We start from the raw sequence: 18,302 nt of genomic DNA, 5'->3' as shown, positions 1-18,302 counted from the left end.
TTTAAAAAAGCAGTTTCAGTTGGAGTACTCACAATAGTTTCATGGTTTGGTTAGTGTTATAAACTAGACACAGGTTTTACTGTATAGCCTTTTGACTGAAGAAGAGGAATAATGCCGTTTTCCCCCATAAGATGAGAGCCGCCCACTGCAAAGAAAGAACTTTCCTTTTTCATCATTTCAGGCATTGTCTTTACCCAGTTTTGATTTCTGTTGGTCAGCATTGCTTTTTCCTGTTGAGCATTCATAAACCTTTCATCCTTAAATAGACTGTAAAGTGACTGTGCATTTTCATTTTTGAAGGCTTCAATCATCTGTCTGAATAATATTTCATATTCCTTACCCATTTTAAGCTGTGCGATGGTGCTTTTCAGATCATAAGCTTCATTAATACTTCTCATCTGCTCTTCTACTTTTTCCAGACCCTTAATATTCTTTTTATCTTTTATTGCCTTTTGAAGAAGTTCCATTTCGTAAAGTTTTACTTCGCTCTGAGAACATGGGATTGCTTTGGTGGAAAGCAGTGCATAAAGCGCCTGTGGACTTGAAGAATCTATGCTTTTCAGATCTGTTCCGTAATTGGCGAGAATCGTATTGAGTTCCTTAGCTTCTTCAGGAGAATGCTGCTCAGATATTTTCTTATCTGTCTTAAACATTTTTTGTAATGACATTATTTCAGTAGGATCTGTATAATTGATTTCCATAACAAAGTTGTCAGATTTCTCAAGAGCTTTTAATACCTTAGGTTTTATTTCAAAATCTTTACTGCATAAGATATGAAAAGTCCCGGTAATATAAGAGGGTTTAGAAAGGCCGTTTCCGGATACTTCCCAAAGCAGGCTGTTTTCATTATTTGTATTTGTGTTCTGTGCTTTTGTGGTTATCATGCTTACAGATAATAAAGCTGCGAATCCAATTTTTACTAAATTTTTCATATTATTAATTTTTTTGATTTTCTGTTCTTTTAAACAGTGGGTAAAGAAGGCATTACAATCGTTACAGTTTTTTTCAAAAAAAATAAAAACCTCCCGAAAACAGGAGGTTGTAAAATCTAAAATTATGATGATAACCAATTGGTTAGTAGAGTTTTTTTATTGTTGAATCTTCGGTTGTTCAGGTTTTGAAATTTTTCTTTTTCTTAGAAAATAGATCAGCGCAGCTGCAATTAATAGAATAGGCCAGACGTTGATAAGGGCTATTATAATTCTCTGGATCAGATAAAAACCATACACAAAACCATCTTTTGCATCGTAGATGAAATTGTATTTATATTTATTATCAATGCTTGTAGTGTTCGTCACAGCAATTTCAGCAATACGTAACTGAGGTTCTTTGATGTAAATATCAATGGTGCTGTATTTCAGATCGTCTGTCATATTCATACTCGCCAGCTTTTGAAGATTTCCTTCAGACATATTCCCATCATCCAGAGTTACTTTATCTTTATTTGTTTTCAGTTTGCTGATATTGTCAGATGTTTTTTGGTTTCTTTTTCCTTCCAGTTCCGAATATTTGATGTTGGCAGTCACATCCTCTGCATTAATGGATCTTGAATTAAGAAATAACTTGTTTGTATTGATTGCTGTCAATAGTTCACCAAGCTTTTCCGTAGGAATACGTACCTGCATTCTGTTTTCCGACTGATATTTTTTGACAAGCATTGCTTCTTCATTGGATGTGTTATAGGTGTTTTCAGAAACCACATTACTTTGAAGATTACTATTGGTGACAAACCCTCCAAGCTCCTGAACCGATTTTTCAATAGCGATGGTTGCATTATATACATCTTTTACTTCCATACTGACATCTGCTGTCTTGATGAACTGTTTATCCTTTATCTTCATATCGGCAACAGATGAGATGCTGTCTGAAACAATGGCAGAGGCAGAATCTGTTGTAGCGTAAGCATCAAGGTCTGCTGAAGAAACTTCACCCTTTTTACATGAATAAATACCTAATAAAAGAACAGCGGATAGAGATAGTTTAATGTAAGTCGTTTTCATAGCGTTGATTTTTGTTGTTTTCCTTGAGTCAAAGTTCAGTCAGGATCTTTTGTAACGCTTGAAAATCAAAAGTAAAAAGCTTGTAAACGGAATATTCTGTTTTAATTGATTGAAATTAAGTGTTTTGTAAAACAAGGTGCAGTTCCGGTGCTTGCTTTCGGAGCAATTTTTGCTTATCTTTTACAAACCAAAACTACAAACGATCACTATGTCAAATACCTTTTCCAAAATCAGAAACGCAATAGGACTATTCACATCCATAGATTTTGATCAGTTGAGTGCCATTTCTCAAAAAGTGGATCTACCCAAACTGATGCATAATTTCTCAAAACTGGATGATAAACAGCTTTCCGGGCTCATGAAAATGCTTGATCCGGAAAAGAAAAAGAAAGAACTTCCTCCTATTGATGGTGATTTTTATGATATCTACCATACCCTTACTCCTGAACAACGTGAAATTCAGCTTAAAGTAAGAACATTCATGGAAAAAGAAGTAAAACCTTTGGTCAATCATTACTGGCTCAGAGATGAATTCCCATTTGAACTGATCCCGAAATTTCAGAAACTTGATATCTGCGGAGTTACCTATGAAGGCTATGGGTGTCCGGGAATGCCTTTCCTGATGGAAGGAGTCATTGCAATGGAAATGGCGAGAGTGGACGCTTCCATTGCTACATTTTTTGGAGTGCAATCCGGGCTGGCAATGGGTTCTATCTATATATGCGGATCTGAAGAGCAGAAGCAGAAATGGCTTCCACAGATGCAGAAATTTGAAAAAATAGGAGCTTTCGGGCTTACCGAGCCGGAAGTAGGTTCCGGTGCTGCTGGCGGACTTACAGTAACCTGTAAAAAAACACCAGAAGGCTGGGTTCTGAATGGTCAGAAAAAATGGATTGGTAATGCCACTTTTGCTGATATAATAATTATTTGGGCAAGAGATCTGGATAGTGGAGAAGTGAAAGGGTTTATTGTAGAAAAAGATAATCCGGGATATTCTGTAGAAAAGATCAAAGGGAAAATGGCTTTAAGGATTGTCCAGAATGGATTGATTACTTTAAAAGACTGCCTTGTAACCGAAGAGAACCGTCTGCAGAATGCCAATTCTTTTAAAGACACAGGAAAAGTACTGAGAATGACCAGAGCAGGAGTGGCATGGATGGCCACAGGCTGTGCACGCGGAGCTTATGAAAGCGCTTTGGATTATACCCGAAAAAGAGAGCAGTTTGGAAGACCTATTGCTTCGTTCCAGATGATTCAGGGGCATTTGGTAGAAATGCTGTCCAATCTTACGGCGATGCAGACTATGGTGTTCCGGTTGTCCGAAATGCAGGATGAAGGAATTTTAAAAGATGAACATGCTTCTTTAGCTAAAGTTTTCTGTACTCTAAGAACAAGAGATATTGTTTCCAGAGCAAGAGAGGTGATGGGAGGCAACGGAATTCTGCTGGAGTACGATGTAGCCAGATTTGTTGCTGATGCAGAAGCTATTTATTCTTATGAAGGAACAAAAGAAATCAATTCATTGATTGTAGGGCGCTCCATTACAGGCTTTAGTGCTTTTGTATAGGAAGCAGGTAAGATGATAGGTTGTAGTTTTTAGTATGTTTTTAAAATTGATTAAAAACAATAAATTTTATTTGAACACTATAAGAACTGCAACCTATTATCTGCAGCCTTATGAAACTAAATGTTTATATTTTTCCTTGTTGTCAAGAATCATCCAAAGATTGATCAGGAACATTACTCCGGCAATGCCCATTCCCATTGGAGATTTATCCATAGTGAAAACATGAGTGACAATTCCTACCATCACGGGTAAAATAACAATAGCTCCCAGTGCTCTTGTCTTTGGAAAAATAAATAATAATCCGCCAATGACTTCAACGATGCCCACTAATGGCATCAGCCAGCTGATTTCTCCAAAAGCAGCGAAAAGTTTCATTTGCTCAGGAGTGGGTTTCTCCATAGGCATATAATTAAAAAACTTGTTTAATCCGGCATTAATAAACATAAGACCGAATAATAAGCATAAAATGAATTTTATAATTTTCATGATTGATGATTTGACATCAAATGTAAAATAAAAATAGGATATTTTATGATTAATTTAACAAAAAATATTAAATCAATTGTTAATGTGCGTTAATTGATGTTTTTGTATAATTTTATTTTATATCTTTGAAGAACAAACAAAAACTAATAGATCATGCTAAAAAATCTTAAAAAATTAAACCGCACGGATTTAAGAGAAATCCAAGGGGGTGGAGGAGTTGGAAAATGTGATATAGGACCAATTGGTTGTCCATGTAAAATTCCACCAGGAGATCCTTGTTTAGGTGGCCCTGGAGGAACGCCGCCACCTCCGGATTATGGATACTGCCCGGACGTCCAGTCTTATATTCTATGTACAGACACTTGCCCAAATGGAACGAGCCCTTTGTGTCCTCTTTCATAAAAAATAAAAAAAAGACTGTCTTGAAAAAGGCAGTCTTTTTATTTAAAGTTCAAAGTTTAAGCTTTCAAAGTAATTATTTATTACTCATTGCATATTGCTCATTATTCACGATCAGTCCATTTCTTTCAGTGTAATATTCTTGGATATCTTATAGCTTTTCTTCTTCTTGTGAGGTCTTGGTTCTTCTCCCAATAACCTTCCCCAAGGTTTAAGATCGTCTACTCTTTCACAAATAATCTTAATAATAGCAATAGCCGGTATACACAGGAACATTCCTGCAATTCCCCAAAGATGCTCTCCTAAAAGAATACCGATAAAAGAAAATAAAGCATTAATTTTTACCTTGGAACCCACGACAAATGGCAGCACAATATTTCCGTCTACAGCATGAATGGCAATATATCCCAAAGCAACATAAATACACGTTGAAGGAGTGGAAGTTGCAAAAGCTATAAAACAGGAAATTAGAAGTGAAATAAAAATTCCAAGATAGGGAATAACGTTTAGTAGCCCGGTAAGAACTCCTAAAAGAATAGCGTATTTCACTCCCAGAACTGTAAGGAGAACAGATGTTAAAATTGAAACGATAACCACCTGAAGAAAAAGCCCGAAGATATATTTCTTGGTCATGATACGGATCTCATTCACTGCTTCCTGTACGCTTGATTTATGTCTTTCGTTGAAGACGGTAACGATAAAATTATTTAAAAGCCTTCTGTAATTTAAAATAAAGATAAAAAACAGGGTGAAAAATATAATAAAACCGAATCCCGTAGAGAAAATCCCAAAAGTAAATCCTAAAATAGCGCCTGAAGAAGACAGCAGTTTATTCAATCCCTGGTTAATATAGTCTACCTGTTCATCAACTTTTACATTGAATGTTTTGGAAACCCAATGCTGAAGGCCATTGAAAACAGTTGTAAACTGTTCACTGAGATGAGGAAGATCCTTGCTGAAGTCTGATAGCTGATTGGTAAAAAAGTAAATGATCCCGCCTAAAATAATCAACATAATGAACACGGAGGTCATTGTGGACATTGATCTTGGAAATCTTAGCTTTCTTTCCATAAAAGTCGCTGCCGGTAAAAACAGCATAGCCATCAGGAATGCAAGAAAAAACGGAGCTAAAATAGTCTGTCCTAATGCCAGAAGATAGCCAAGACCGATGATAGAAATTACCACAAGTGTAAGCTTGACAAGGAAAGGAAGTCTAAGAAAATTCATAATCTAAAAATCTGCAGTGTGGAATAAAAATAAGAAAACCCTTCTGAATTTAAAAATTTTTTATTCAATCCTTCAGAATTTTCTTCTATTACATCAAATTTTATTCCATGCAGCCAAGAAAAGAATGTATTTATTTATAAAACAGAAACACGCTCTGAATATCAGAACGTGTTTCCTTATTGAGAAGTTAATATGTTATAAATTGTTTTACTCTTCAATGGCGATATCAATGACTTCTTCCATTCTGTTGACGTAATGTACCTTCAGATTTTTTAAATAATCTTTTTTGATCTCTTCTACATCTTTTCTGTTGGCTTCACAAAGGATAACATCTTTAATTCCAGCTCTTGTAGCGGCAAGAAGTTTTTCTTTGATCCCTCCTACAGGAAGTACCTTGCCTCTTAAAGTAATTTCTCCGGTCATCGCAAGGTGGGGTTTTATCTTCTTGTTTTTGAAAGATGAAACCATTGATGTAAGCATTGCAATACCTGCAGATGGTCCATCTTTAGGAGTTGCTCCTTCAGGAACGTGTACGTGAATGTTTTTCTTATCCAGTTCCTCCTGAGGAATTCCCAGTTCATCGTGCTTCGCTTTAATATATTCAAGTGCAATAGTAGCAGATTCTTTCATTACCGTCCCAAGGTTTCCGGTCATCGTTAATGCTCCTTTACCATTGCTTAAAATACTTTCAATATAAAGAATATCTCCTCCTACGCTTGTCCAGGCAAGACCTGTTACAACTCCGGGTACTCCGGTAATTTCTGATAAACTTTTCGGTCTTGGAACTCCAAGAATTTCATCTACTTTATCAACAGAAATTTTTGGATCATATTCTTTTGCCAAGGCAGTCTGTAGCGCTACCCATCTCCCAACGGCAGCAATTCTCTTCTCCAGAGTTCTTACACCGCTTTCCGAAGTGTGGGCTTCTATAATATGCTTAAGCTCTGCATTTCCAAGTTTGAATGATTTTGCATCCAGACCATTTTCCTCCTGCTGTTTCTTGATTAAGTGTCTTTTCGCAATTTCAATCTTTTCCTCCAAAGTATAACCGGCAATCTGAATGATCTCCGTTCTGTCTAAAAGAGGAGTCTGTATCGTTGAAAGAGAATTGGCTGTAGCAATAAACATCACTTTTGACAGGTCGTAACCCATCTCAAGGAAATTATCATAGAAAGACTTATTTTGTTCAGGATCAAGAACTTCCAGTAATGCTGAGCTTGGATCGCCGTGAAGACCTTGCGCAATTTTATCAATCTCATCAAGTACAATTACCGGGTTTGAAGTACCGGATTTTTTGATCGACTGTAAAATTCTTCCTGCCATAGCACCGATATACGTTTTTCTATGTCCGCGGATTTCACTCTCGTCATGAAGACCACCTAAAGATAATCTTACGTATTTTCTTCCTAAAGCATCTGCAATAGACTTTCCTAAAGATGTTTTACCAACTCCTGGAGGTCCTACCAGTAATAGAATAGGAGACTTCATGTTGTTTTTTAATTTTAAAACAGCCATGTGTTCCAGAATTCTTTTCTTGATATCTTCCAGTCCAAAGTGAGCTTTGTCAAGCACTTTTTCTGCTTTTGCAATATCAAAAATATCTTTTGTATACGTTTCCCAAGGCAGGTCTGTAAAGAAATCCAGATAATTTCTCTGTACATTATAGTCCGGAGAATTAGGGTTCTGGCGTTGCAGTCTGCCGATTTCCTTCTGGAAATGCTCCTCTACTTCCTTGCTCCATTTTCTGGATTTAGCCTTGGCAAGAAGATCTTCAACATCGCTTTCAGGTCCTCCGCCCAATTCTTCCTGAATGGTTCTGATCTGCTGATTCAGGAAATATTCTCTCTGCTGCTTGTCAAGATCCTTGGATGTTTTCTGATGAATCTGGTTTCTTAACTCTAGCTTTCTGAAATCTTCATGCATCATTTCGTAGCATTGATTAGCTCTTATCATCAGGTTTTTCTCTTCAAGAAGCTTTTGTTTTGCTATTGAAGAAAAATTGGCATTGGTGCAGATGAAATTAAGAAGATCATCATTGTTGTTGATGTTTTTGATCGCAAAGTTGGCTGCATTAGGAATATTCGGGTCAAGTTCAATGATCTTTAAAGCAAGATCCTTGATGTTCTCAAGTAATGCTTCGTATTCCTCCTGGTTTTTAGGACGTGTGTCTTTTAATTTTGATATTTCTGCCCTGAAATAGGGCTGGTTTTCAACGATCTTTTTAATCTTGAATCTATGGAAACCTTTCGTGATTGCTGTAATATTTCCTTCCGGAAGCTTAATGATCTTAATGATCTTTGCCAATGTACCGGTAACATAAATATCTTTTTCGGCAGGCTGTTCCATATCCGAATTTTTCTGGCTTACAATTCCAATGAAATCTCCGTTCTTCTGTGCTTCCTCAAGAAGCTGTATAGAGGTTTTTCTCCCGGCAGTAATAGGAATTACCACATTGGGAAACATCACCATATTTCTTACGGGAAGTATCGGGAATATTTTCTGTTCGGAATTTTTATCAGTCTCAGCGAAGTCGGAAAGATTGATTTCTTCAGCTACGATATCAAATCCGTCACTGATCATTTCTTCTAAACTAATATCTTCAAATTCTGTCATAGTCAATCGAATGACAAATTGTCATTTTCGTTTTTTATCGTTAAAGGGATTTTTTATAATATGCTCTGAAAACGTGTGGCATATTATAATATTCTAGAAATGCACAATACTTATGCCATTTGTTTTTTACTTAAAAATACGGTCAAAATTTCCTTTTTTAGATAATCTTTGCATTAAAAATCAAAATAAAGCAGTTCTGTTTCTGTAATTTCTTAAAAATGTGTATTTTCGCAAACTGATAAAAAACTATAATTTATAAAATGGCAATTTTAGGACAGATTAGGAGTAAGCCTTGGCTTTTAATGGGAGTAATAGCCTTAGCGCTTTTGGCGTTCTTGGTGAACCCCGATAGTATCGACAAGGTTTTTGGTAAGAATCCTGACGTTTTAGGAAAAGTAAATGGTGAGAAAATCACCCGCGAAGAGTTCAATGATCAGCTTTTCGTGTTGCAGCAGCAGGCTGATCAACAAGGTCGTCCGAAAAGCGGTCTTGAAGAGCAGGCTTGGCAGTTACTTGTACAATCTAAACTTATCAAACAACAGTTTGAGAAACTAGGCTTTGAAATGACTGATGATTATTTCTGGAACCAAATCCAGTACGATCAGATGTTTGCCCAGAATCAACAGTTCTTTGATGAGAAAGGTAATTTTAAAACTCAAGAGCTTAAAAAAGAAATTGAAACATTAAAAAACACCAATCCCGAAGGATACAATCAATGGTTGAAAACTAAAAAGACGATTGAGTACAGACTGATGGCAAGACAGGTGTTTACCAATATTTCAGCAGGTATCACTACCGGTAAGAAAGAAGCAGAAGAATTGATGAAGCAGAGAGATCAGCTTGCAGATATAGACTTTGTGAAAGTGGATTATGCCGCTTATCTTCAGAAAACAAAGATCAATGTTACAACACAAGATCTGGCAGACTACATCAAGCAGCACCCTGTAATGTTCAAAGCTGAACCAAGCAGAAATATCGGGGTTGTATATTTCCCATCAAAACCTAGTGCAGCAGATGATGCAGCAACTTTGAAAGAAATTACAAAATTATATTCAGGAGGTACAGATGCAAGCGGAGGTACTGAAAACTTCCAGAATACGAAGAACGATTCTATGTTTGTAGCAGCAAACTCTGATGCGCCATTCAATCCTCAATATATGAATCCTGCACAATTGCCTCCAACGATCAAAGATCAGATCACTGCAGCAGCAATAGGTCAGACTTTTGGTCCTTACAAAGAGCAGGATGTTTATGTAGTTTCTAAACTTGTAGGTAAAAGAGCTTCAGATTCTACGTTATCTAGACATATCCTTATTGCATTCAAAGGAAGTCCTGCAGGTGAAGGGGTAACAAGATCCAAAGAGCAGGCTAAAAAATTAGCAGACTCTATTGGAGCTATTGTAAAAGCAGCTCCTGCTAAATTTACAGAATTCCTTAAGCTTTCCAGCGATCCGAATTCTGCAGCTCAGGGAGGTAGCTTAGGATGGACAACTCCTGAAACACCTTTCGTACCTGAATTCCTTGCTTACCTTGCAAGCAATCCTAAAGGAGCTACAGGGGTAGTAGAAACACAGTTCGGTTACCATATCATCAATATTGAAGATAAAAAATCAGGATCAATGGGGTATAAAGTTGCAAACCTTGTGAAAGCAATTAAACCTTCAGATGCTACTGAGGCTGAATCAGACAAAAAATCAAGAAAATTCATTCAGCAGGTTCAAGGGAAATCTTTCAACGATTTCGTGAATATTGCTAAAAAAGGAAATTACCAGTTCTCTAATCCAAAAGCAGCAAAAAGATTTGAGGGTCAGATTCAGGGCTTGGGAACTGAAAAAGACGCAGAAATCCTTACTTGGGCTTTCGATAAGAAAAGAACTAAAGGAGATACTGAACTATTTACTGTAGATGGAACAGGTGATAAAATTGTAGTTTATCTGAACGGAAAACAAGATGCAGGTCTTGCTGATCCGGAATCTGTAAGAGATCAGATCGAGGTTATAGTTAAAAATAAATTGGCTGCAAAACAAATTTCTGATAAGATTACAGCAGCAAAAGCTTCTAGCTTAGATCAGATTGCTAAATTATTCGCAGCTCCAAAACAGTCTGCTCAGGTAAATCTATTGAACCCTTCAGTAGCTGGTGCTATGGAACCTAAAGTTGCCGGTGCAGCATTCGGTGTTGCAAAAGGTAAACTTTCTAACCCGGTTGAAGGAGGAACAGGAGTTTATGTTTTGATCAAAAAATCAGAAACAATCAACAAACAACCTGGTGATCTTAAGCAGTTCACAGAGTCTCTTACTCAGAGAAGTTCTGGAATGTTCGGACAGGCTTGGATGAAGAGTCTTCAGGACAATGCAGATATTGAAGATTTTAGAATTGAAATCTGGGGTAAACTTGGAAATCAGCAACAATAAGAAATTCATTTCAATGATATAAAAAGCGACAAATTTTTTTGTCGCTTTTTTTTGTATTTAACGCAGAACAATATTGGAAAAGATTTATTTAAAATGTGTTATATTTGCTTATTAGAAAAAAATTAGCAAGTGAAGTTCAGTAAAGAATTAAAAGCTGGTGTGATCACACTTCTGGCTATTGTAGGCTTTGTGGTGTTGTTTCAGTTTATGAAAGGGAAAAGCCTTTTTACTACCGACAATATATTTTACGCAAAATATGATAATGTAGAAGGTCTGGCGCAGTCTTCGGCAGTTTCTATCAACGGATTGAAAGTAGGGCAGGTGGACAAAATTATTCCTCTGACCTCAAAAGACGGTAAAATTAATTTTGTTGTAAAAATTACAGTAGATAACAAATTTGAATTTTCAAAAAATTCATCATTAGAAATCTTTGAACCAGGATTGATGTCCGGCAAAGAAATGAGAGTAAACCTTATGTATGGTGGCCCGACTGCAAAAGACGGAGATACCCTGAAAGGTGCTTTCAAATTGGGAACATTGGGAAGTCTTTCTTCTCAGGTAGGCCCGGTAAAAGATCAGCTGCAGGTCGTTCTACATAGAGTAGACTCTTTAATGGCTAATGCCAATCTGCTTGTTGATGCACAAAACAGAGCTGAAATAAAAGCTTTATTATCCAACCTTAACAAAACCGTAGGTGCATTGCAGACTACAGCAGGAAGTGTAAACAGCCTGGTAGGACATAATGATCCTAAACTGCAGAAAGTATTGGACGATGCGAGCCTTACAATGCAGAGTGGAAAAGTGACGCTGGATAAATATGGAAATCTGGCTCAGAGCATTGATACCAAACAATTGAATGCAACGATCGCCAATTTGGATGCTACTGTAGGGAAATTGAATCAGGTGATTGGTGGAATTGACAAAGGAGAGGGAAGTTTAGGTAAACTGATGAAGGATGATCAGCTTTACAACAATCTGAACTCAGCTTCTTCCAACCTGAATACATTAATCGAAGATATGAAAGCGAACCCGAAGAGATATATCAACTTCTCGGTTTTCGGTAAAAATAATAAAGACTAATACACCTTATGCAGTACATCGATAACATTATTTTTCTGATTTTATTAGTGGCCGGATTTGGGTTGTTTACCAAAAGCCTTCTGAAGATCTATAGAAATATCAGGCTGGGTCATGAAATCAATAGAAACGACAGAAAAGGAGAACGTTGGGAAACTATGGCTCGTGTAGCAATGGGACAGAGTAAAATGACAGCACGTCCTGTTGCAGGAGTGTTACACCTTTTTGTATATGTTGGTTTTGTGATTATTAATATCGAATTAATAGAAATCGTTGTTGATGGAATATTTGGGACACATCGTTTCTTATCAAGCATTTTCGGACATACATTTTATAATTTCTTCACCGCAACACTAGAAGTTTTAGCACTTTTGGTAGTAATTGGGGTTGTCATTTTCTTTATTCGTAGAAATTTTTACGGAGTGAAAAGATTGACAATGAAAGAACTTTTCGGATGGCCGAAAAATGATGCAAACTGGATTTTGATCATTGAATTCGCTCTGATGATGGCTTTCTTTATGATGAATGCTTCAGATTTTATTTTACAGGCGAGAGGTATTTTTCCTGAACATGGAAGTTTCCCGATTAGTGAAATGACATTTGTTCCATTTTTGGAAATTTTCAATTTTGATAGCGGATTTTTGATGTTCACAGAAAAAGGAGCCTGGTGGTTCCACTTTGTTGGAATTCTGTTCTTCATGAACTATCTTTATTACTCAAAACACCTGCATATTATCCTTGCATTTCCAAGTACATGGTATGCAAATCTTGATAAAAAAGGAAAATTCAATAATCTTGAGTCTGTAACAAAAGAGATCAAATTAATGATGGATCCTAACGCAGATCCTTATGCGGCACCAGCTGAAGGAGCTGAAGCAGATGTCCCTTCTAAATTCGGTGCTGAAGATATATTTGACCTGAACCAGGTACAGCTGCTTAATGCCTATTCATGTACAGAATGCGGACGTTGTACTTCCGTTTGTCCGGCTAATATTACAGGTAAAAAGCTTTCTCCGAGACTGATCCTGATGAAGACAAGAGACAGACTGGAAGAAGTGGGAAGAAATATTGATGCAAACAACGGGAAATTCGTTGATGACGGTAAAAAACTGCTGAACGATTATATCACAAAAGAAGAACTTTGGGCTTGTACAACATGTAATGCATGTACAGATGCTTGTCCGGTATTGCTTGATCCACTTTCCATTATTTTTGAAATGAGAAGATTCCTGGTCATGGAACAGTCTGCTGCTCCACAGGAACTGAACCTGATGATGACCAATGTGGAAAACAACGCAGCTCCTTGGCAGTACAATCAGGCTGACCGTCTGAACTGGGCATCGGAAAACTAGATAATTAATCAATTTGAAAATTTGAAATTGATACCATTCTACATCATTTCAAATTTCCAAATTCTCACATTTTCAAATTGAAAAAGAAATGGATTTCAATATAAAAACAATGGCAGAATATGCTGCCGAAGGAAAAGCCCCGGAAGTTTTATTTTGGGTTGGATGTGCGGGAAGCTTTGATGACCGTGCTAAAAAAATTACAAAAGCATTTTGCAAGATATTAAATAAGATAGGAGTAGAATTTGCAGTTTTGGGACAGGAAGAAAGCTGTACCGGAGACCCTGCAAAAAGAGCGGGAAATGAATTCGTTTTCCAGATGATGGCCCTTACGAATATTGAAGTGCTGAATGCCTACGAAGTAAAGAAAATCGTAACGGCTTGCCCACACTGTTTCAATACCCTGAAAAATGAATATCCAAGCTTAGGCGGCCACTTTGAGGTAGTACACCATACGCAGTTCCTTAAAACCTTAATGGAAGAAGGAAGACTGAAAATAGAAGGTGGAGCATTCAAAGGGAAAAAAATAACTTTCCATGATCCTTGTTACCTGGGACGTGCCAATGACGAATATGAAGCTCCAAGAATGCTTCTTGAAAAGCTGGATGCAGAGCTTGTAGAAATGAAGCGTTGCAAAACCAACGGACTTTGCTGTGGAGCAGGGGGAGCACAGATGTTTAAAGAACCTGAAAAAGGAAAGAAAGACATCAATATTGAAAGAACAGAAGAAGCCTTATCTTTTGAACCAAAGGTAATTGCTACAGGATGCCCTTTCTGTAATACCATGATGACGGATGGTGTAAAACACTTTAATAAAAATACCGAAGTTGCCGTAAAAGATATCGTTGAACTTCTTGCTGAAGCAGAAGATTTATAATTGTAATCCTATACAGGTTTATGAAGGTAGAATGGAGACTCTCCTTTTTGTTTATCATTTCGATACTTGCTGCTCTTACATTCTGGAATTACCAAAACAGAGTATATGACTGGGATATGCCGGGTTATTTAGGGAGTATGTATACTTCAGAATTCCCGAATTCACCAGATAAAGTTAGAATTATCACTTATGATGAAATCAAAAAAGAAGCTCCTGCAGACCATTATACAGATATCATCGGAATAAAGCAATGGGACATTCCAAGGCAGTATTTCGTAAAAAATACACAATCTTTTACAGAACAATTACCCTATTTTCAAATCAAAGTAGGGTATATTCTTGTAATAACCCTCTTTTATAAGCTGGGACTTTCCTCCCCAATGGCAGTCCTATTCACCAGCCTTATTTCTTACTTTTTTTCAGGGTTATTATTATTTTATATTCTAAAACTCCTGTTTCCAAAGAAATACTGGTTTGTAATAGGACTAACGGTTGTATCCATGCTTTTGCCACCCATGACGTATATGTCCAGAGTTTCCACACCGGATATGTTTATTTTTCAGTTTATCCTGATCTTTATCATCGGTTTGATCAAAAAATGGAGCAAATGGGGGATGTTTGTGCTTCTGTTTGCAATCACTTTTATACGTCCGGACTATATTACATTTACCCTGACTTATATTATTGCCGTTTTCTTCTTTTATTATTTTAGAGAAAAGAAGATTGATATTTCCCTTATTGCACAGGGCACAGTACTTCTGCTGATGTATCTGGCAATCATTAAATTTTACCATTATCCCGGCTGGAAAGACGTTTTTTACGATACTTTTATGGACAGAAGACCTATTATTTCCACACATCCCATCGAAGTAAGCTTAAAAGACTATCTGAGTATTATTTATATCAAGATTATCTACTTTAAAAAAGTAACTCTGTCTGTAAGCATCATGATCACAGTAGTATTTTGGCGTTCCAAAGATGCATGGGTAAGAATGATTTCAGTACTTTTCCTCGTAAATGTGTACATCAAATTCTTTTTCTTTCCGCAGTCGGCGGCATTGAGGTTCTTCTTTCCGTTTATTTTTCCGCTTTTCATTATGATGCTCTATGTACTGAGTAAAAAATACAATGATCTCAAACTCGAGAAAATTGCGTAATTTTGTCTTTAAGATAATAAGGATTTGAAATCACGATTACAGTATATTCTGTTCAATAATCAGAAGTGAAAGTGATTGCGCAGTTCCTTGAAAAATAAATACTTACATTATGAAAATCGAAGAATCTAATATTGTAGAAACCAACGACTACAGAGTCATTATATATCCGGCTTCAAGACCTTTTGAAACTAAAGAAGCAAAGGCGATTACCGAAAAACTGTTTGATTTCCTTTCTACATGGGCCGCTCATGGAAAACCACTTTCTTCTTCATTTAAAATTGAAAAGAATCAGTTTATTGTGGTGTGTGTAGATGAAGAAAAAGAAATGGCTTCAGGATGCAGCATTGATGCTTTAGGGAAGGTAATGAGAGAAATTGATGAAGAGTATACACTAGGGCTTTTCGACAGAATGAAAGCTAGTTTTGTAGAAAATGGTGAAATGAAGACTTTAAAGCTGATTGATTTTAAAACGAAATTGAGAAATGGAGAACTTTCAAATGATATTCAGGTTTTTGACTTCTCAAAAAACACCTACCTTGACTTTTTGAGCCACTTTCTTCTTCCTTTAGAGAAGAGCTGGGCAGGTTCTATAAAATAAACGCTATTAAGCTTATACAGCTGAATAATCATAAAGTGAGAACCTGTTTCTCACTTTTTTGTTTTAATGTATCTTTGTATAGATTCGAGTAAGACTAATGCCTAAAGTACTTTTTTTAACGACATCCCACAGCTATAATGATGACCGTATTTTTTATCATCAGGCAAAGGCTCTTAGAGATAATGGGTATGAAGTAAAAATATGCAGCTTGTATGCAGATTATAAAGGAGTTATTGACGGAATTGAAATAGAATCCTATGCCGTTCTGGAAGAAAGTATAGAAAAGAAAATGGAAACATTCCGTAAGGTTTGTGACAATTTTCAACCCCAGACTATCATTTGTTCCGAACCTCTTGCTGTGGTGGCTTCAAAGAAATTTGTAAAAGAATATAATGCAAGCTGTATCTATGATGTTACAGAATGGTATCCTTCGATGTCAATGCTTCAGAAATACCGTTTTCCAACTAAAATTATTAAGGCAGTAAAATTTTCTCTTATTCAGTTATATGCAGGGTTTTTAAGCACTCATTTTATATTTGGTGAAATTACCAAAAAATTTCCGCTGGCCTATTTTTTTGGATTCAAAAAACAAATGATTCTTCCTTATTATCCGGATTCTTTTTATATCAAAGAAAGTATAAAACAGCTTGATGCGGATGCAATTACGCTCTGTTACACAGGCCAGATTTCTAAAGATAAAGGCATTGAGAATTTTTTCAATGCAGTAGATAAGCTCAGGCAAAAATTACCAACACTTCACATTAAGATTCTGATTATCGGATCGACGGTTGAAAAAAATGATGAACTTTATTTTTCAGCATTACTGAAGAAATATTCTTTTAATACTGTTGAGCTTAGAAAACCTGTGACTTTTGAACGGTTTACAGAAGCATTTGCAGCAGCAGATATATGTTTTGACCTTCGGGAAATCAGTTTTGAAAACAACCACTCATTGCCGATAAAATTGTTTTACTTTATGGGAGCAGGAAAACCGGTGATCTATTCAAACTTGGAAGGAATCCGAAAAAATATGGGTTCGCTTTCATTTGGCAGTTTGGTAGATCCACACAATACTGATGCTATTTCAGAAGTTATCCTCAATTATATAAGAAACCCGGAGCTTTATGATTTGTATGCTCTCAATGCCCGGAAAGAATTTGAAGAAAAATATAATTGGAGCACGATAAAAGAGTCTTTTGTTGATTTTGTGAAAAGATCTATTGATAAATAATTGCTATGCAGCTTACTATTATTAAAACTTTTGTCTCACGTTTTCTTATTCTGATCCTGAGTTTCGGACTGGTGATCTATTCTACGAATATGTGGGGCAGCGAAGGAAAGGGAACCATTTCTATTGTGGTTGCCAATGCCGCTGCAGTGAGTTTTTTCAGCAGTATCTTTTCAGGAAGCAGTGCTTCCTATTTTGCATCAAGGTTTAAAATAGAAAAAGTTTTATTATTTGCCTATCTGTGGTCGCTCCTAACAGGGCTTTTAATTCCTTTTTTATTCAGCCTGGCTTCTATTCAGAGTGAATATATTTTGTATCTTATCGGAATATCCGTTTTTTCTTCACTGTTATCTACCAATATTAGTTTGTTTATTGGAACACAGGATATTAGGAAGTTTAATGTTTATACTGTTTTACAGCAACTTGTCCATATTATCTTTATCGGAATATTGGTGTACCTGTTTGGTAAAAAAGATGTTTCAGTATACTTTCTTGCACAAATCGGGTGTCTGGCACTTCTTTTTCTAACCAGCTTTTTTCAGATCATCAAAAAATGCAATCTTTCTGAAATATCATTCAGTAAAGATGTTGCCAGGAATATGTTTGAATACGGCTGGAAAACCCAGCTGAGCGCTTTTGTTCAATTTCTGAACTATAGACTTTCCTTTTATTTCCTGGAATATTTTGAGGGTATTGCCAGTGTAGGAATCTTTTCTATCGGAGTTACTTTTTCTGAAGCTATATGGACGATTACCCGCAGTATTGCCGTGGTTTTATATTCAGATGTGGTTAATAGTAAAAGCAGGGAAGAATCGGTAGGGAAAACCAAGGATTCTTTAAAACTGACGTTTATTCTGATGATAGGTTTTGTACTGGGAATCATTATCATCCCGTCACAGATCTATGAAATTATTTTTGGAAGAGAATTCAGACATACCAAAGAAATCATGCTTCTCTTATCTCCGGGTATTTTTGCCATTGCTGTAAGTGATATGGTAGGGCATTACTTCTCAGGAATGAGGGAGCTAAAGATTCTCAATGTAAAATCAATAGTCGGATTGGTTGTTACGGTGGTATTTTCTTTCATTGCAATACCAAGATGGGGAATTTTGGGCGCTTGTCTTGCCACTACATCATCATATTTGGTTTCAGCCTTCCTGCTGTTCCGGAAATTTTATAGTTCTACTACATTCAGTTTGAAAGATTACATGGTCTCAAAAGAGGAAATTCAGCTTTTAAAAGAAAAGTTTTTGAAGAAATAATTTATTCTGTTAAGGTGCAGAAAACAAAGTCATTTTCCTATTTTTACA

Annotated in this window: 15 protein-coding genes; 10 read left to right on the top strand and 5 right to left on the bottom strand. The window is 36.4% G+C overall.

All coding sequences use genetic code 11. The features are described 5' to 3' along the window. Positions 1-56: 56 nt before the first annotated feature. Together CHRYMOREF3P_RS12800 and CHRYMOREF3P_RS12795 are read right to left on the bottom strand one after the other, a co-directional pair. On the bottom strand, positions 57-932 hold the full coding sequence (locus CHRYMOREF3P_RS12800) for a TraB/GumN family protein (RefSeq protein WP_180564780.1): 876 nt from the start codon (positions 930-932) through the stop codon (positions 57-59). A 156-nt stretch (positions 933-1,088) separates the two neighbouring features. Next, complete coding sequence (locus CHRYMOREF3P_RS12795; protein WP_077419459.1) at positions 1,089-2,000, bottom strand: DUF4349 domain-containing protein; 912 nt, start codon at positions 1,998-2,000, stop codon at positions 1,089-1,091. A 208-nt stretch (positions 2,001-2,208) separates the two neighbouring features. Between CHRYMOREF3P_RS12795 and CHRYMOREF3P_RS12790 the strand changes: the two genes are divergently transcribed. Then, positions 2,209-3,567: an acyl-CoA dehydrogenase family protein gene (locus tag CHRYMOREF3P_RS12790; protein ID WP_077419460.1), complete on the top strand. Its 1,359-nt coding sequence runs from the start codon at positions 2,209-2,211 to the stop codon at positions 3,565-3,567. A gap of 108 nt (positions 3,568-3,675) precedes the next feature. On the opposite strand, the gene CHRYMOREF3P_RS12785 is transcribed toward CHRYMOREF3P_RS12790, so the two are convergent. Further along, positions 3,676-4,053 carry a DoxX family protein gene (locus tag CHRYMOREF3P_RS12785; protein WP_077419461.1) on the bottom strand — a complete coding sequence of 126 codons (378 nt, stop codon included), beginning with the start codon at positions 4,051-4,053 and terminating at the stop codon, positions 3,676-3,678. 153 nt (positions 4,054-4,206) lie between these two features. Here CHRYMOREF3P_RS12785 and CHRYMOREF3P_RS12780 point away from each other — a divergent pair, with 153 nt between their 5' ends. After that, the gene (locus CHRYMOREF3P_RS12780) at positions 4,207-4,455 is read left to right on the top strand and encodes a bacteriocin-like protein (RefSeq protein ID WP_077419462.1); all 249 of its coding nucleotides are present in this window, start codon (positions 4,207-4,209) and stop codon (positions 4,453-4,455) included. A 111-nt stretch (positions 4,456-4,566) separates the two neighbouring features. On the opposite strand, the gene CHRYMOREF3P_RS12775 is transcribed toward CHRYMOREF3P_RS12780, so the two are convergent. After that, on the bottom strand, positions 4,567-5,679 hold the full coding sequence (locus tag CHRYMOREF3P_RS12775) for an AI-2E family transporter (RefSeq protein ID WP_077419463.1): 1,113 nt from the start codon (positions 5,677-5,679) through the stop codon (positions 4,567-4,569). Positions 5,680-5,886: 207 nt separating this feature from the next. Further along, positions 5,887-8,292: an endopeptidase La gene (lon, locus tag CHRYMOREF3P_RS12770; protein ID WP_077419464.1), complete on the bottom strand. Its 2,406-nt coding sequence runs from the start codon at positions 8,290-8,292 to the stop codon at positions 5,887-5,889. A 260-nt stretch (positions 8,293-8,552) separates the two neighbouring features. Here lon and CHRYMOREF3P_RS12765 point away from each other — a divergent pair, with 260 nt between their 5' ends. The 8 genes from CHRYMOREF3P_RS12765 (at position 8,553) to CHRYMOREF3P_RS12730 (ending at position 18,254) form a co-directional block, all read left to right on the top strand. Continuing rightward, positions 8,553-10,706 carry a peptidylprolyl isomerase gene (locus CHRYMOREF3P_RS12765; RefSeq protein WP_077419465.1) on the top strand — a complete coding sequence of 718 codons (2,154 nt, stop codon included), beginning with the start codon at positions 8,553-8,555 and terminating at the stop codon, positions 10,704-10,706. A gap of 129 nt (positions 10,707-10,835) precedes the next feature. Then, positions 10,836-11,786: an MlaD family protein gene (locus CHRYMOREF3P_RS12760; protein ID WP_077419466.1), complete on the top strand. Its 951-nt coding sequence runs from the start codon at positions 10,836-10,838 to the stop codon at positions 11,784-11,786. A gap of 8 nt (positions 11,787-11,794) precedes the next feature. After that, positions 11,795-13,135 (top strand): (Fe-S)-binding protein, encoded by a 1,341-nt coding sequence (locus tag CHRYMOREF3P_RS12755; protein WP_077419467.1) that lies wholly within the window; start codon positions 11,795-11,797, stop codon positions 13,133-13,135. Between the two features lie 88 nt (positions 13,136-13,223). After that, complete coding sequence (locus CHRYMOREF3P_RS12750) at positions 13,224-14,009, top strand: (Fe-S)-binding protein (RefSeq protein ID WP_077419468.1); 786 nt, start codon at positions 13,224-13,226, stop codon at positions 14,007-14,009. Positions 14,010-14,029: 20 nt separating this feature from the next. Continuing rightward, complete coding sequence (locus tag CHRYMOREF3P_RS12745) at positions 14,030-15,166, top strand: hypothetical protein (RefSeq protein WP_180564779.1); 1,137 nt, start codon at positions 14,030-14,032, stop codon at positions 15,164-15,166. Positions 15,167-15,275: 109 nt separating this feature from the next. Then, positions 15,276-15,764: a hypothetical protein gene (locus CHRYMOREF3P_RS12740; protein WP_180564778.1), complete on the top strand. Its 489-nt coding sequence runs from the start codon at positions 15,276-15,278 to the stop codon at positions 15,762-15,764. A gap of 97 nt (positions 15,765-15,861) precedes the next feature. Further along, positions 15,862-16,995, top strand: coding sequence for a glycosyltransferase (locus tag CHRYMOREF3P_RS12735; RefSeq protein ID WP_180564777.1), 1,134 nt, complete (start codon positions 15,862-15,864; stop codon positions 16,993-16,995). A gap of 5 nt (positions 16,996-17,000) precedes the next feature. Continuing rightward, complete coding sequence (locus tag CHRYMOREF3P_RS12730; protein WP_180564776.1) at positions 17,001-18,254, top strand: polysaccharide biosynthesis C-terminal domain-containing protein; 1,254 nt, start codon at positions 17,001-17,003, stop codon at positions 18,252-18,254. The last annotated feature ends 48 nt before the right edge of the window (positions 18,255-18,302 follow it).

This window comes from Chryseobacterium sp. JV274, assembly GCF_903969135.1.
GTDB lineage: Bacteria > Bacteroidota > Bacteroidia > Flavobacteriales > Weeksellaceae > Chryseobacterium.
This window is presented reverse-complemented; position numbering and strand designations above follow the sequence as displayed.

Bases quoted from the DNA above. Each gene is read 5' to 3' on its own strand.
- CHRYMOREF3P_RS12800 (WP_180564780.1), bottom strand. From the start codon at position 932: ATGAAAAATTTAGTAAAAATTGGATTCGCAGCTTTATTATCTGTAAGC.
- CHRYMOREF3P_RS12735 (WP_180564777.1), top strand. From the start codon at position 15,862: ATGCCTAAAGTACTTTTTTTAACGACATCCCACAGCTATAATGATGAC.
- CHRYMOREF3P_RS12765 (WP_077419465.1), top strand. From the start codon at position 8,553: ATGGCAATTTTAGGACAGATTAGGAGTAAGCCTTGGCTTTTAATGGGA.
- CHRYMOREF3P_RS12780 (WP_077419462.1), top strand. From the start codon at position 4,207: ATGCTAAAAAATCTTAAAAAATTAAACCGCACGGATTTAAGAGAAATC.
- CHRYMOREF3P_RS12755 (WP_077419467.1), top strand. From the start codon at position 11,795: ATGCAGTACATCGATAACATTATTTTTCTGATTTTATTAGTGGCCGGA.
- CHRYMOREF3P_RS12730 (WP_180564776.1), top strand. From the start codon at position 17,001: ATGCAGCTTACTATTATTAAAACTTTTGTCTCACGTTTTCTTATTCTG.
- CHRYMOREF3P_RS12750 (WP_077419468.1), top strand. From the start codon at position 13,224: ATGGATTTCAATATAAAAACAATGGCAGAATATGCTGCCGAAGGAAAA.
- CHRYMOREF3P_RS12740 (WP_180564778.1), top strand. From the start codon at position 15,276: ATGAAAATCGAAGAATCTAATATTGTAGAAACCAACGACTACAGAGTC.
- CHRYMOREF3P_RS12790 (WP_077419460.1), top strand. From the start codon at position 2,209: ATGTCAAATACCTTTTCCAAAATCAGAAACGCAATAGGACTATTCACA.
- CHRYMOREF3P_RS12775 (WP_077419463.1), bottom strand. From the start codon at position 5,679: ATGAATTTTCTTAGACTTCCTTTCCTTGTCAAGCTTACACTTGTGGTA.
- CHRYMOREF3P_RS12785 (WP_077419461.1), bottom strand. From the start codon at position 4,053: ATGAAAATTATAAAATTCATTTTATGCTTATTATTCGGTCTTATGTTT.
- CHRYMOREF3P_RS12795 (WP_077419459.1), bottom strand. From the start codon at position 2,000: ATGAAAACGACTTACATTAAACTATCTCTATCCGCTGTTCTTTTATTA.
- CHRYMOREF3P_RS12745 (WP_180564779.1), top strand. From the start codon at position 14,030: ATGAAGGTAGAATGGAGACTCTCCTTTTTGTTTATCATTTCGATACTT.
- lon (WP_077419464.1), bottom strand. From the start codon at position 8,292: ATGACAGAATTTGAAGATATTAGTTTAGAAGAAATGATCAGTGACGGA.